This window comes from Haemophilus parainfluenzae, assembly GCF_900638025.1.
Taxonomy (GTDB): domain Bacteria; phylum Pseudomonadota; class Gammaproteobacteria; order Enterobacterales; family Pasteurellaceae; genus Haemophilus_D; species Haemophilus_D parainfluenzae_J.
This window is the reverse complement of the sequence record NZ_LR134481.1, coordinates 1,748,341-1,762,455: the sequence shown is the minus strand read 5'-3', so window position 1 is coordinate 1,762,455 and position 14,115 is coordinate 1,748,341. Positions and strand designations below refer to the sequence as shown.

Here is a 14,115-nt window from a genome sequence, read left to right as displayed (position 1 = left end):
TTAGGAAATGGCAGAGAATCAAAACTACGGCACAGGTCGCCGCAAAAGCTCTTCAGCTCGTGTATTTATCAAACCGGGCAGTGGTAAAATCACTATTAACCAACGTGGATTAGACGTATATTTCGGTCGCGAAACAGCTCGTATGATCGTACGTCAACCGTTAGAATTAGTGGAATTAACTGATAAATTAGACCTATACATCACTGTTAAAGGTGGTGGTATTTCTGGTCAAGCGGGTGCAATCCGTCACGGTATCACTCGTGCATTAATGGAATATGATGAGACTTTACGTCCTGCTCTTCGTGCAGCTGGCTTCGTTACTCGTGACGCACGTCGCGTTGAGCGTAAAAAAGTGGGTTTACACAAAGCACGTCGTCGTCCACAATACTCCAAACGTTAATTTTTATTATCGTTTCAAGAAAGCAGAGAGCAATCTCTGCTTTTTTTATGCTTGTAAAAAGTAAGTTAAATAAAAATCACCGTTCTTTGATTTTTCATTTTGCTATCTAACCGTTTGATTTTAAAGTGAAAATAAGAAATTATTGGCGATTTGTCTATCATTTATGTTAAAATAGTCGCCAATTTTAAGTAGAAGTATATAGATTATTTTGGATCTTCGGAGGAATAAATGTCCAATGCATCGAATAAACGTTCAGTAATGACTCTTTTTTCAAATAAAAATGACATTTACTGTCATCAGGTTAAGATTGTCTTAGCTGAAAAAGGAGTTGCTTACGAAAACGAGGAAGTGGATTTGCAAGCATTATCAGAAGATTTAATGGAATTAAATCCTTACGGCACACTACCGACTTTAGTAGATCGTGATTTAATATTATTCAGCTCACGTATTATTATGGAATATCTTGATGAGCGTTTTCCACATCCGCCACTAATGCCAGTTTACCCAGTAGCTCGAGCTAAGAGTCGCCTATTGATGTTACGTATTGAACAAGATTGGTATCCGACATTAGAAATTGCTGAAAAAGGTACTGGAGTTGAGCGTGAAGAAGCGTTAAAACAGCTAAAAGAAGAATTGTTAGCGGTATCTACAATTTTTCAACAAACGCCTTATTTTATGAGTGAAGAGTTTGGTTTAGTAGACTGTTATATTGCACCATTACTCTGGAAATTACGTAATATGGGTGTTGAGTTTACTGGTACAGGAAGCAAAGCAATCAAAGGTTATATGGATCGTGTGTTTAGCCATGACTCATTCTTACAATCAGTGGGTGAAGCTGCGCCTAAAAATTTAATGGATGACAAATAATGGCCAATTTATCTTCTCCAAAACGACCTTATTTGCTAAGAGCCTATTATGATTGGTTAGTGGATAACGATTTCACACCATATTTAGTTGTAGATGCCAATTATTATGGTACTAATGTGCCTGTAGAATATGTAAAAGATGGACAAATTGTCTTAAATCTTTCAGCTGGAGCGACAGGAAATTTACAATTAACGAATGATTTTATTCAGTTTAATGCACGTTTTAAAGGTATTTCTCGTGAGTTATATATTCCGATGGGAGCGGCTTTAGCTATTTACGCTCGTGAAAATGGTGATGGTGTAATGTTTGAGGCAGAAGAAATTTACGATGAATTAAACCGAGAGCCAATATCTGAACAGCCCTTAAGCTTTTCTGAAGCTGTAGATAAGCCTAGACTTAAAAATAAAATACAAAAATCAGCATCTCATTTACGAATTGTTGATTGATAAAGAAAAAGAGTAGCTCTAAATGAGTGATCTTTATTAGGAACTGATGATGATATGATATCAAAGTCAGTTCCTTTAATTTTAGTTGAATATATTGATGATGATAATGAGTTAAACAACTCTCAACTCTATCAATTATGTTTCTATTAGCTATTCATAACAATATATTATTTTTAACTCTACTTAAAAATTAAATCACTTCATCATATACTCGATATCCTTATTATTTACATATAAATAACAAACTGTGAATGGACAGATGACCATAATTAAAATTCTGTTATAGAGTTTCTTTATAATAAGGGCTGTACCTCATTTGTTGATTTATTTAGTTCAACTTTTTCGGGTGCAGCTAGCTTTTTGTATCGACTTTTTTACATTTTTTCAATTGTCTTAATGCCTAATAACTCTAAACCTTGTTTTAAGGTCTTCTCTGTAAGAGAAGCAAGTTTTAAACGGCTTAATTTTACGCTTTCGTCTTCAGCATTTAAGATTGGGCAGTGCTCATAGAATGAGGAGAACACTCCTGCCAACTCATATAAATAAGCACAGAGCACATGAGGTGTACCTTCTTTGCCCACAGTTTGAACAGCTTCTTCAAATTGAAGCAATTTGATCGCTAATGCACGTTCTTTTTCATCAGAAAGCTGAATCTTAGCTTCGGCAAGTGCGGTTGGATTCACATCTGCTTTATTGAAGATAGAACGAATACGCGTGTAAGCATATTGCATATAAGGCGCAGTATTACCTTCAAAGCTAAGCATATTGTCCCAATCGAATACATAGTCAGTCGTGCGGTTTTTAGAAAGATCTGCATATTTCACCGAGCCAATACCAACCGCTTCAATAACCGCTGTTTTTTCATCGTCAGATAAATTGGTATTTTTCTCGTTGATTAATACAGTTGCACGTTCAATCGCTTCATCTAATAAATCCGCTAATTTTACGGTACCGCCAGTACGAGTTTTGAATGGTTTACCATCTTTACCTAACATCATGCCAAAGTTTTTATGTTCAAGTGAGAAGCTGTCTGGCACATAACCTGCTTTACGCGTAATTAACCAAGCTTGTTGCATGTGTTGGCTTTGACGAGTATCTGAGAACACTAATGCTCGATCCGCTTTTAAGGTTTCATAACGATATTTAGCAGCAGCAATGTCAGTAGTGGTATAAAGGAAACCACCATCTTTCTTTTGAACGATAACGCCCATTGCTTCGCCTTCTTTATTCTTGAATTCATCAAGATAAACCACTAACGCACCTTCATCTTCAACGGCTAAACCTTGTTTTTTCAGATCTTCAACGATAGCAGGTAACATCGGGTTGTAAAGGCTTTCACCCATTACATCTTTTTCGGTTAACGTGACATTTAAGCGATCATAGTTGCGTTGGTTTTGTTGCATGGTGATATCAACTAATTTTTTCCACATCGTGCGGCAATATTCATCTCCACTTTGCAATTTCACTACATAGTTACGCGCTTTTTCAGCGAAAGCTTCATCTTCATCATAGTGTTTTTTCGCTTCGCGATAGAACGCTTCAAGATCTTGAAGTTCCATTTCGCTCGCATGTTCATTTTCCATTTTTTCAAGATAAGCAATGAGCATACCAAATTGGGTACCCCAGTCGCCTACGTGGTTCGCACGAATAACGTTATGACCTAAAAATTCAAGGGTACGAACAACGGCATCCCCGATAATGGTAGAACGTAAGTGACCTACGTGCATTTCTTTCGCAACATTTGGTGAAGAATAATCAATCACAATGGTTTGTTTTTCATTTACACTTACACCAAGATTTTGATCTTTTAATGCGGCAGAAACATTATTCGCTAACCAAGTTGGATTTAAGAAAATATTGATAAAGCCTGGGCCGGCAATTTCAGTTTTTTCGGCAACATCAGAAAGATTAGAATGCTCAAGTACTTTTTGTGCAAATTCACGTGGGTTTAAACCTAGTTTTTTAGCAGCAGCCATGATGCCGTTTGCTTGATAGTCACCAAATTGCGGTTTACCAGATTGACGAATAAGTGCATCACATTGTTCATCTGCACCAGCTGCAATCATTGCTTGTTTAATTTTATCGGATAAAATAGATTGAATATTCACGGTTTTTCCTAATCTTGAAATTGAATAATGAAAATAATCGGCTATGATACCGTTGTTTATAGATTTCTCAAAGTAAGAGTAGGAGAAAATGTCAAATTTAATGGAAAAATCGAGCGCACTTTATCAAGAGTTACCTTCGTTTAAGGAAAAAATTCAACAATTAGCTGCTGTAATGAAAATTAATTTAGCCGATTACCAAATTGATCATTTAGCTTTAAGAGCAAATAGTGAAGAAAAAGCAAAAAATTGGCTGACAGAATTATTAAAGTACGGTAAAATTTTAAGCAGTAATATCGTCAATCATCGTCCTATCTATTTGATTGAATTAGATGAACCAGTTAATTTTATTGGTCAACCTGTCGATGTTATTGAATTACCTTTCCCTAAAAATAAACAATATCCCCAAGAAACTTGGGAACATATTGAGATTGTAATGCCGTTTTTACTTAATGAATCTGTGGAGAGTTGGGTTAATCGGATTTATAATACTTTTTTATGGAAGGAAATAACTCAATTAACTATGAAAGTGAGTGAGCCTAAAGTGGAAGGGGAGCAATTGCCTAATCCATCCATTGCAGTAAGTTTTGTTGATAAAACAGAAAATTACGTTTGCATAAAGGTTCATCCTTATGCGATAAAGAAAATACTTGAGGGTTAATATAATGAAAAAAGTTGCCTTAGCATTAATTGTTTTATTTAGCTTAGGTTTATTTGCATGTTCATCTCAATTAAAAAAAGATGAGTATACGTATAAAGGACAAATTATTTTTACTGAAGCTCAGGGGAATGATATAAAATTAACCCTTCAAAAGAATGATTGTTCATACAAGCAAGAAGGCGAAACGGAAGTAATCGTTCAAAAATACGATTCAACTCTAGTAACAGGAGTCTGTGCGAAAGTCTCTGGAGATAGACAAGGCGTAAAAAATATTTCGACGTGGTCTCCAAGAAATCCAATTTAATTAAATTTTAGAAGGTAGTTTTATGAAAAAAATAACAGTGGCGTTAGCACTTATGATGTCTATTGGTTTAACTGGCTGTGCTAATACCGATATTTTTAGTGGTGATGTATATGAAGCTGGGCAGGCGAAAGAAGCGCGTTCAATTAGCTATGGTACGATTGTTTCTGTTCGTCCAGTTAAAATTCAAGCCGATAATCCTGGCGTAATTGGTACTGTTGGTGGCGGCGCACTAGGTGGTATTGCGGGTAGTACAATTGGTGGCGGTACAGGCCAAGCTATTGCAACAGCGGTTGGTGCAATTGGTGGTGCAATGCTCGGTAGTAAGGCTGAAGAAAAAATGAGTCAAGTGAATGGCGCAGAACTTGTTATCAGAAAAGATAATAACGAAGAAATTGTAGTCGTTCAAAAAGCAGATCCTAACTTTAAAGCGGGTCGTCGCGTAAGAATCGTTGGTGGTTCATCATTAAATGTTTCTGTTATAAACTAACGTAAACAAGAACTAGAAAAAAGCGAGCCATTAGGTTCGCTTTTTTTATATTTGAAATCAAAAGAAAACGTAGTTGTTTTGCTTGAAAGTCAAAAATATGATAAAACTATAAACCGTTATTTCATATCGACAATAGGAAGCAAAATGTCAAATTTACAACAAATTATTGAAGCAGCATTTGAAAAACGTGCAGAAATCACACCTAAAACTGTTGATGCACAAACTCGTGCAGCAATCGAAGAAGTGATCGAAGGATTAGATAGCGGTAAATACCGTGTTGCAGAAAAAATTGATGGTGAATGGGTGACACATCAATGGTTGAAAAAAGCCGTATTATTATCTTTCCGTATCAATGATAATCAAATTATTGATGGAGCAGAAACAAAATACTATGACAAAGTGGCATTGAAGTTTGCTGACTATACCGAAGAGCGTTTTGCTCAAGAAGGTTTCCGTGTCGTACCTTCTGCAACAGTACGTAAAGGCGCATACATTTCTAAAAACTGTGTATTAATGCCATCTTATGTCAATATCGGTGCATACGTAGGTGAAGGTACCATGGTCGATACATGGGCAACTGTTGGTTCATGTGCACAAATTGGTAAGAACGTACACTTATCTGGTGGTGTAGGTATCGGTGGTGTATTGGAGCCATTACAAGCAAACCCAACCATTATCGGTGATAACTGTTTCATCGGTGCACGTTCTGAAGTCGTTGAAGGTGTGATTGTGGAAGATGGTTGTGTGATCTCTATGGGTGTATTTATCGGTCAATCAACAAAAATCTACGACCGTGAAACGGGCGAAGTATTCTATGGTCGTGTGCCTGCAGGCTCAGTAGTGGTTTCTGGTAGCCTTCCATCAAAATGTGGTAAATACAGCTTATACTGTGCAGTGATCGTGAAAAAAGTTGATGCAAAAACTTTAGGTAAAGTAGGTATCAACGAATTATTACGTTCGATTGAAGAGTAATTAAAATAACATAAAAAATGACCGCACTTGATAGACAACGCGCGGTCATTTTCTTTTCTAAATTAGCAAATTATTTTTTTTCTTGCTAACATTGTCGCAAATTTTAATTTTATGCGATTGCCATTTTCATCGGTTTTATGTAATTCGCCCATATTTTCGTTGTATTCTAAGAATTCCCAATCTTTGTAGTATTCTTTTAATTCACCTTCAGAGAATGTAAATGAGAACGGAAGTGGACAAGGCACTTCTGGCGTGGACATGGCTGCTACAATTAAGTTATAACCGCCTGGGTTGGTGTGTTCTTGCATATTCTTAATAATGGCTGGAATTTGCTCACGATTTAAGAACATAAATACCACAGTAGATAAAATAAAGTCGTAGCTTTCTTGAATATTGGCAGTGTTAATATCATAAACAGCGGTCTTAATATTCAAGTTTTCTTTATCTTTGGTTTCATTTAAGAAGGCAATGCTATTTTCGTTGTGATCCCAAGAGGTTACATTATAGCCTTTTAAACTTAAATAAAGCGAGTTACGACCTTGTCCGCAGCCTAAATCTAACACTTTACAAGGCTTAATAATTTTAGCCGCATCAACCACATCACCATGCGTTGCGGTCATATTGTATTTTTTGCTGAAGTAGTCTTCTTTTTTGCAATAGAAACCAAGCGTACATTCTAAGTCATCAGAAAGGGCTTCAACTCGGTGCCAGGCTTGTGGCTCGACAAATGGAATATCACTTTCCGGCGTGAAAATATGCTCAGCAATGACATCGCCATTTTCAGTTAGCTCATAAAACTTAAGTTTACCTTTCAGCACAGTGAGTTTGCCCCAAGTTCCCACTTTAGTATTGTGTTTTTCTTGAAACATTTTAGGTAATTTATCTTTTGTCCAAACCGGCATTTGTTTATAGCAGATAAGTTTGTTTGTCATAATGAATTCCTTTTAATTTGCGTGATAAATAACTGATTAATATGGTAGGGTATTAGATTCTATTTGGCAATAAAAAAGGCGACTGAAGTCGCCTAAATACTAAATTATTTTACTTGCATACCCGCAGTGATACCGCTATCAGCTGAAAGTAAGAATAAATCACTTCCGCCAGTACCAGCAGAAAGAATCATCCCTTCCGATACACCAAATTTCATTTTACGCGGTGCAAGATTTGCAACCACAATAACAAAACGACCTTCTAATTCTTCAGGTTTGTTGTAAGCCGCTTTAATGCCAGAGAACACTTGGCGAGTGTGATCACCTAAGTCTAACTCAAAACGTAAGAGTTTATTGGATTCTGGTATCGCTTCGCATTTCAGCACTTTTGCCACACGCATATCGATTTTAGCAAAATCATCAATGGTAATAGTGTCAGCAATAGGTTCGATATTTGAAAGAGCGGTCGCTTTTGCCGCAGTTTTTTCTGTCGCTTTATTTGCTTCAGCGAAAAGTGCTTTAGTTTCTTCTACAACAGCATCAATTTGTTTTTTCTCTAAACGAGAGAAAAGGGCTTTAAATGGGGTAAGTTGATGACCTAATAATGGTTGTGCAATATTTTCCCAAGTTAGTTCTGTTTGTAAGAATGCTTCTGCACGTTCAGCCAGTTTTGGAAGAACTGGTTTTAAGTAAGACATCAATACTCGGAAAAGCTCGATACCCATTGAGCAAACCGCTTGTAATTCGGCATCTTTGCCTTCTTCTTTCGCAATTACCCAAGGTGCTTTTTCATCAATATATTTATTGGCTTTATCGGTTAATGCCATAATTTCACGAATCGCTTTGTTGTATTCGCGGCTTTCATAATAAGCAGCGATTTGTTCAGCTTGTGCCGTAAATTCAGTAAAAAGTGCTTTGTCTTCTAATTTATCTGCTAATCTGCCTTCAAAACGTTTAGCGATAAATCCAGCATTACGAGAAGCTAAATTGACTAATTTATTAACAATATCCGTATTGACACGTTGAACGAAATCTTCCAAATTGAAATCAAGATCTTCGATGCGATCGTTTAATTTTGCTGCGTAGTAATAACGTAAACATTCCGGATCAATGTGATTTAAATAGGTGCTGGCTTGGATAAATGTACCGCGTGATTTTGACATTTTGGCGCCATCTACGGTGACATAACCGTGAGCAAACACATTAGTTGGTTTGCGGTATTCGCTACCTTCTAACATTGCTGGCCAGAACAGGCTGTGGAAATACACGATATCTTTACCGATAAAGTGATAAAGTTCAGCATCGCTGTTTTCTCCCCAGAATTCATTAAAATCAATGCCTTCACGATCGCAGAGATTTTTGAAAGAAGCCATGTAGCCGATTGGGGCATCCAACCAAACATAGAAGAATTTATCTTTTGCACCCGGGATTTCAAAACCAAAATAAGGCGCATCACGAGAAATATCCCATTGTTGTAAGCCACTTTCAAACCATTCTTGCATTTTGTTTGCAATTTCCGGTTGAAGTGAACCAGATCGAGTCCATTCTTTTAACATGCCTTCAAAAGCCGGTAAGTCAAAGAAGAAGTGTTCAGACTCTTTAACAATTGGTGTTGCACCTGACACGGCAGAACGTGGATTAATTAAATCCATTGGGCTATAAGTAGAGGCACAAACTTCACAGTTATCGCCGTATTGATCTTCAGCTTTACATTTTGGGCAAGTCCCTTTGACGAAACGATCTGGTAAGAACATATTCTTTTCAGGATCGAATAACTGAGAAATGACTTTCGTTTTAATGAAACCTTTTGCTTTTAATTTATTGTAAATATTGGCCGTGATTTGTTTGTTTTCTTCACTGTGAGTAGAGTGATAGTTATCGAAACTGATATTAAAGCCTGCAAAATCACGTACGTGATCAGCTTTTGCTTTTGCGATTAGTTCTTCTGGTGTAATGCCTAATTTATTAGCATTAAGCATAATTGGTGTGCCGTGCGCATCATCAGCACAAACAAAATGAATTTTATTGCCACGCATACGTTGGAAACGCACCCAAATATCAGCTTGAATATGTTCTAACATATGGCCTAAATGAATGGCGCCATTTGCATAAGGTAATGCACAAGTGACTAAAATTTTACGAGGTTGAGTTGTCATTATTTTTCTCTTATTCTTTTTGCAAAAATTGCGAGTATGTTACCCGATTAGTGCGATTTTTTCTAGTTTAGTTATACTTTTAGCTTAACATTTGAGGTGTAAAAAGGGTAGAATATCCCCGACAAATTTACTCTACTACCTACCACTATTTATTAAAGGAATATTATGGCAACCGCTTTTTCTGAAAATTTAACGGCGGAACAACAATCTCAAGTTCTGCAAGTTTTTCAACAATTCCAACATCCAAGTTTGCAAAAAGACTTAATCGCCTTAAATACTTTGAAGAAAGTAGAAAAAGGCGGTGACGTGTTACGTATTGAATTACAACTGCCTTTTGCATGGAACACTGGCGTGGAGCAAGTGAAACAACAGCTTTCTGATGCATTATTAAAAGCAACGGATAGCAAAGAAATCAAATGGGTGGTGAATTATCAAATCGCTACTTTAAAACGTGCGAATAATCAACCGGCTGTAAAAGGCGTGAAAAACATCATCGCAGTAACTTCAGGTAAAGGCGGGGTTGGGAAATCTTCTGTTTCGGTTAACCTTGCCCTTGCTTTACAAGCTCAAGGTTCTCGCGTGGGTATTTTAGATGCGGATATTTACGGTCCATCTGTTCCGCATATGTTAGGTGCACCACATCAACGCCCAACTTCACCAGATAACCAACATATCACACCGATTAAAGCACATGGGTTATCTGCAAACTCGATCGGTTTCTTAATGGATGAAGATAATGCGACTATTTGGCGTGGTCCAATGGCAAGTAGTGCATTAAGTCAGCTTTTAAATGAAACCTTATGGGATAGCTTAGATTACTTAGTAATCGATATGCCACCGGGTACAGGTGATATTCAATTAACGCTTTCACAACAAATCCCGGTAACGGGGGCAGTAGTGGTGACAACACCACAAGATATTGCGTTATTAGATGCAGTGAAAGGCGTATCGATGTTTGAACGAGTGTCTGTACCAGTGTTAGGTATTGTGGAAAATATGTCTATGCATATTTGTAGCAACTGTGGACACCACGAAGCAATTTTCGGTACTGGTGGTGCAGAAAAAATGGCACAAAAATACAATGTGAAAGTATTGGGTCAGTTACCGTTGAATATCCAAGTTCGTCAAGATTTGGATGCGGGTAAACCAACCGTAGTTGCAGCGCCAGACAGTGAAATTGCGAAATCTTTCTTAGATTTAGCGGAGAAAGTATCAACTGAGCTTTACTGGCAAGGCTCTGTCATCCCAAGCGAAATTTTATTTAGAGAAGTGAAATAGAATGAAAAATTAGGCTATGTATATAGCCTTTTTTCTAATAAGTTAATTTTGACAACACTTTTTGAAGGAATTAGCGATAGTTGAACGTCTATATGAGAAGTTGAGCAGAAGGGGATAGCGATTAAACGTTTAGTTTTTCTTCTTTAAGAGATACCTACAAACGGAGTACTAACTTAAATAGTTGTACTCCGCATTTTTTGATGCTACTTTATAACAAATATTGATACAGCGTTTAATGTTATTGTTTAGTTAAGCGCATTTAGTGGGAGATTAATCAAATTCTTTTGAATAAACTATGTAAACCAACACCATTAGAGGCTTTTAAGAAGACATGATCTCCAGTTTGAGCGATCTTCGCTAAATGCTCAGTAGCAACAATTTTATCTTTTGCGGTAAGAACAATTTTATCTTGTGTCTCTAGCCATTTTGCATGTTTACACATTTCTTTTCCAACTAAAATGATACGTTTAATCGGTAATAAGGCAATCCGTTCTATTATTAAGCGGTGTAAATGTTCGCTATTATACCCAAGTTCTAACATATCACCTACTACGAGAATTTTGAGATCAGAATTTATCATATTATCGGCAAAAGCCTCTAAAGCAGCTTTCATTGATAATGGATTAGCATTATAGGCTTCATTGTATACTGTTACTCTGTGTCCCTCAATTTCACTCATAAATATATTACCTCGACCATCTACCGCTTCAAATTCTTCTAATGCCGCTACAATCTCTTTCAAGGAAAATTTTTCAAGGTAAGCTACGGTTAATACGGCTACAGCATTGAGTGCCATATGGCGACCAGCAGTTTTAAGTTTTAGAGAGAGCTTTTCGTTATTAATGGATATTGTTGCAATACCTTTCTCATATGAGAGTAAACGCATGTCGGCATTTTTTGACTCCCCGTAACTGATAACCTTTAAACCTCGCAGTGCTGCTTTTTCAGCAATTAGGTCAAATTGATCGATATCACGACAAATAATTGCATAACTGCCAGGCTTCATAGCATCAAAAATACGCGCTTTTTTTAGAGCAATATTTTCAACATTATCATGATACTCTAAATGAGCAGGTGCAATGTTGGTGATCAAAGCAATATCAGGGCGAGTAATTTGAGAATTTAATGTCATTTGACCGATAGCCATTTCCATCACCCAATAATCAAGATCTGAACGCAATGAAGCCATATTCCATGCTATACCGATCGGGAGATTGGCACTCTTAATTGTATGGCCCACTTGCTTGCTTGATTTTAATGCGGCAGCCATCATTGCTACTGTTGTTGTTTTACCTGCACTACCAGTAATTCCTATAACACGTCCAGAAAAATGTTTGCGAGCCCAAGCGCCTAAATCAAGTGTGGCCTGACGAACATTTTGAACTTGTAATACGGGAATCCCAAAATCTAGGTAGTGAGTTGAATCGTCAGTGATAATACCGCAAGCGCCTTTACTAATAAGGGAACGAACGGAAGGTAATGTTAAAAAACCTTTATCCATATTTTTACCGCGAGCGACTAATAAGCTGCCTGGTTTAAATCCCAATGTATGTATTGCAACACCTGTCGCTAGCCAATCATTTGGAGGTGGAATTATCCATTTGCCAGACGTAGCTGCTGCAACACCTTGTGCAGTCAAACTACAATGAGGAGTGACTAAATCAGTACCTGTTTTTTGTGCCAATTTTGGATAGTTATTATCTGACAGTAGTTGATGATAAGCCACCAAGCCTGATAAATAATGCTCTACATCGTCTATGCGGACACGAAAAGCATGATGACGAATAAACGCGCCCCATAAGATCGAGGATGGTAATTTGTAGAACATTGCTATTTCGGGGAAAAATATCCCATTAAGTAGATAATTAGCTCGAGTGTGTAACGCATGATAAAACTGACCGACATCAAATCCATCTAGTACATGAGAAAATTGTGGAAATTCATCAAGTTTAAGTAGCATTTTATGAAATGCCATGCTTAATTCGAGCAAGGTAGGAAATGTCGTAATACGTTTTTCAATAAAATGGGTGTAATCTTTTATATTATCTACGGCAAAGCGGAAATATTTTTCGGCTGGACAATGTTGAATTAACTCGTTAGAACAATAAGATAACCAGTGATCATGTGTCTTATGATGTCCTGCTGAAATAAAATAATTGAAAGCATTCATTACAATATCTAGCCAACGATGATTTAGAGTGAGATTATATAGACGCATCAGACCAAATGCAGCTTCACCATCATAATAAATTACCCTGTTTTTAGCTATAATTGATAAATCGGTGGCGTTTAAAATATGTACGAAACTACCGTCGGATTGTTGCATAAATGCTATTCCTTCTGCTAAGGCTTCAGCTAGAGTAAGATAATGCTTGTTATTTGGGCTATCAGGGAAAACTTGAATATATTTTACTAATGCTAAAATGGCTACGGCATTGGCACCAAGCTTAATTTCATTATTAATTTCTATTACATAAGCTAAGTTATTTGGATAATAACGAATAAAAGATTTAATAAAATATTCTAATGTTGCCTCGATTTGCTGTTTTAGCTTAGTTAAATTTCCTGTTTGATATGTTCTACAAAATTCATAACCTTCAATTAGTGCGTAAGTACTGCTTGCATGACGTAAAGTATTATATGTGTTTATAGTTCGTCCAAATACAGGAAAATAACCATATTCGAATCTGCCATTTTCCTTTACTTGATTACCCAAATAGGTGGTGAGATTTTTTATAATTGGTTGTAAATTATTTTTATCTAACGGTTGTAGTTCCCGTCGACCGTGTTGGCGAGGCGTTATTGATAGGCGGTGTATTTCTTTTGTGGACAAATCCATAAAGATACCATCCGTTGAAAAAGTTAGGATTTCCATGTTATCTGAAAATTCAGGCATTTCACTGCTACCATGCCGAGCTTTTAAATAAGCTTGTAAATTCTTTTTATTAACTTCAGCAACACCAACATCAGCTCCATTATAAAAGCAGGCATGTGCATTGAGCTCCATTTCAGAGCAGAGTAGCCATGGATATTTTTTTCCTTTAAAAGCAATACCTTTACGAAAATAATTACGTTTGTATTTTCTTAATTCTTGTTGTAATGCTTCCCATGTTGTTTCTTGTGTAGAGCTTACCCACTCTAAACGTAACCATTTTAATGGTGCATTGAATTTTTGAGCTAGCTTTTCTAGATGAAAAGTAATATCAGTTTCAACTAAAGATAATACCTGAAAACTTGTTGTTTTAGCGCGCCTTATACCATCAGTTGCGGATAATAGCCAATAATTGGACAATTGATGATTATGAGTAGAGGATGATATGTTTTGCAGTGTCTCACATAATTTTTGAGAGATCTTAGCCAAGTCATGTGTAGATGACACTGAAATATCAGAGCAAAATAAAGTCATAGTTTTATCACAATAAATAATGATTAATAATGGTAATGAAAATACGTCTATTTCAGTTGATGAAATGACAATCGAAGTTATTATAAGCTTATTTTAATAAATTG

12 protein-coding genes are annotated in these 14,115 nt (G+C 36.6%); 8 read left to right on the top strand and 4 right to left on the bottom strand.

What is annotated here, in order from left to right:
• Positions 1-7 precede the first annotated feature (7 nt).
• The 3 genes from rpsI (at position 8) to EL215_RS08775 (ending at position 1,713) form a co-directional block, all read left to right on the top strand.
• The gene (rpsI, locus tag EL215_RS08785; protein ID WP_049355528.1) at positions 8-400 is read left to right on the top strand and encodes a 30S ribosomal protein S9; all 393 of its coding nucleotides are present in this window, start codon (positions 8-10) and stop codon (positions 398-400) included.
• Positions 401-628: 228 nt separating this feature from the next.
• Positions 629-1,267 carry a stringent starvation protein SspA gene (gene sspA, locus EL215_RS08780; protein WP_126471570.1) on the top strand — a complete coding sequence of 213 codons (639 nt, stop codon included), beginning with the start codon at positions 629-631 and terminating at the stop codon, positions 1,265-1,267.
• Positions 1,267-1,713 carry a ClpXP protease specificity-enhancing factor gene (locus EL215_RS08775; protein ID WP_126471568.1) on the top strand — a complete coding sequence of 149 codons (447 nt, stop codon included), beginning with the start codon at positions 1,267-1,269 and terminating at the stop codon, positions 1,711-1,713. The genes sspA and EL215_RS08775 overlap by 1 nt, the downstream gene beginning before the upstream one ends.
• 374 nt (positions 1,714-2,087) lie before the next feature.
• Here the strand turns inward: EL215_RS08775 and argS are convergent, their stop codons facing one another.
• Positions 2,088-3,821: an arginine--tRNA ligase gene (gene argS / locus EL215_RS08770; RefSeq protein WP_049355525.1), complete on the bottom strand. Its 1,734-nt coding sequence runs from the start codon at positions 3,819-3,821 to the stop codon at positions 2,088-2,090.
• A gap of 88 nt (positions 3,822-3,909) precedes the next feature.
• On the opposite strand from argS, the gene EL215_RS08765 reads away from it, so the two are divergent.
• The 4 genes from EL215_RS08765 to dapD all read left to right on the top strand — a co-directional run bounded on the left by EL215_RS08765 (position 3,910) and on the right by dapD (position 6,242).
• Positions 3,910-4,479: a VOC family protein gene (locus EL215_RS08765; protein ID WP_049355524.1), complete on the top strand. Its 570-nt coding sequence runs from the start codon at positions 3,910-3,912 to the stop codon at positions 4,477-4,479.
• Positions 4,480-4,483: 4 nt separating this feature from the next.
• On the top strand, positions 4,484-4,783 hold the full coding sequence (locus EL215_RS08760) for a hypothetical protein (protein WP_049355523.1): 300 nt from the start codon (positions 4,484-4,486) through the stop codon (positions 4,781-4,783).
• A gap of 22 nt (positions 4,784-4,805) precedes the next feature.
• On the top strand, positions 4,806-5,270 hold the full coding sequence (locus EL215_RS08755) for an outer membrane lipoprotein (RefSeq protein WP_049355522.1): 465 nt from the start codon (positions 4,806-4,808) through the stop codon (positions 5,268-5,270).
• Positions 5,271-5,414: 144 nt separating this feature from the next.
• Positions 5,415-6,242 carry a 2,3,4,5-tetrahydropyridine-2,6-dicarboxylate N-succinyltransferase gene (gene dapD / locus EL215_RS08750; RefSeq protein WP_014065291.1) on the top strand — a complete coding sequence of 276 codons (828 nt, stop codon included), beginning with the start codon at positions 5,415-5,417 and terminating at the stop codon, positions 6,240-6,242.
• A 62-nt stretch (positions 6,243-6,304) separates the two neighbouring features.
• Here dapD and tehB read toward each other — a convergent pair whose 3' ends face one another.
• Entirely contained in the window at positions 6,305-7,174 is an 870-nt protein-coding gene (tehB, locus tag EL215_RS08745) for an SAM-dependent methyltransferase TehB (RefSeq protein ID WP_126471566.1), read from the bottom strand.
• Positions 7,175-7,278: 104 nt separating this feature from the next.
• Positions 7,279-9,327, bottom strand: coding sequence for a methionine--tRNA ligase (gene metG / locus EL215_RS08740; protein WP_126471563.1), 2,049 nt, complete (start codon positions 9,325-9,327; stop codon positions 7,279-7,281).
• Positions 9,328-9,492: 165 nt separating this feature from the next.
• Here metG and apbC point away from each other — a divergent pair, with 165 nt between their 5' ends.
• Entirely contained in the window at positions 9,493-10,605 is a 1,113-nt protein-coding gene (apbC, locus tag EL215_RS08735; RefSeq protein WP_126471561.1) for an iron-sulfur cluster carrier protein ApbC, read from the top strand.
• Positions 10,606-10,879: 274 nt separating this feature from the next.
• Here the strand turns inward: apbC and EL215_RS08730 are convergent, their stop codons facing one another.
• A complete protein-coding gene (locus tag EL215_RS08730; protein WP_126471559.1) occupies positions 10,880-14,011 on the bottom strand; it encodes a UDP-N-acetylmuramoyl-tripeptide--D-alanyl-D-alanine ligase in 3,132 nt (1,043 codons plus the stop codon).
• Positions 14,012-14,115: the final 104 nt, after the last annotated feature.

Coding starts and splice junctions, on each gene's coding strand:
- rpsI (WP_049355528.1), top strand. CDS start 8: ATGGCAGAGAATCAAAACTACGGCACAGGTCGCCGCAAAAGCTCTTCA.
- sspA (WP_126471570.1), top strand. CDS start 629: ATGTCCAATGCATCGAATAAACGTTCAGTAATGACTCTTTTTTCAAAT.
- EL215_RS08775 (WP_126471568.1), top strand. CDS start 1,267: ATGGCCAATTTATCTTCTCCAAAACGACCTTATTTGCTAAGAGCCTAT.
- EL215_RS08765 (WP_049355524.1), top strand. CDS start 3,910: ATGTCAAATTTAATGGAAAAATCGAGCGCACTTTATCAAGAGTTACCT.
- EL215_RS08760 (WP_049355523.1), top strand. CDS start 4,484: ATGAAAAAAGTTGCCTTAGCATTAATTGTTTTATTTAGCTTAGGTTTA.
- EL215_RS08755 (WP_049355522.1), top strand. CDS start 4,806: ATGAAAAAAATAACAGTGGCGTTAGCACTTATGATGTCTATTGGTTTA.
- dapD (WP_014065291.1), top strand. CDS start 5,415: ATGTCAAATTTACAACAAATTATTGAAGCAGCATTTGAAAAACGTGCA.
- tehB (WP_126471566.1), bottom strand. CDS start 7,174: ATGACAAACAAACTTATCTGCTATAAACAAATGCCGGTTTGGACAAAA.
- metG (WP_126471563.1), bottom strand. CDS start 9,327: ATGACAACTCAACCTCGTAAAATTTTAGTCACTTGTGCATTACCTTAT.
- apbC (WP_126471561.1), top strand. CDS start 9,493: ATGGCAACCGCTTTTTCTGAAAATTTAACGGCGGAACAACAATCTCAA.
- EL215_RS08730 (WP_126471559.1), bottom strand. CDS start 14,011: ATGACTTTATTTTGCTCTGATATTTCAGTGTCATCTACACATGACTTG.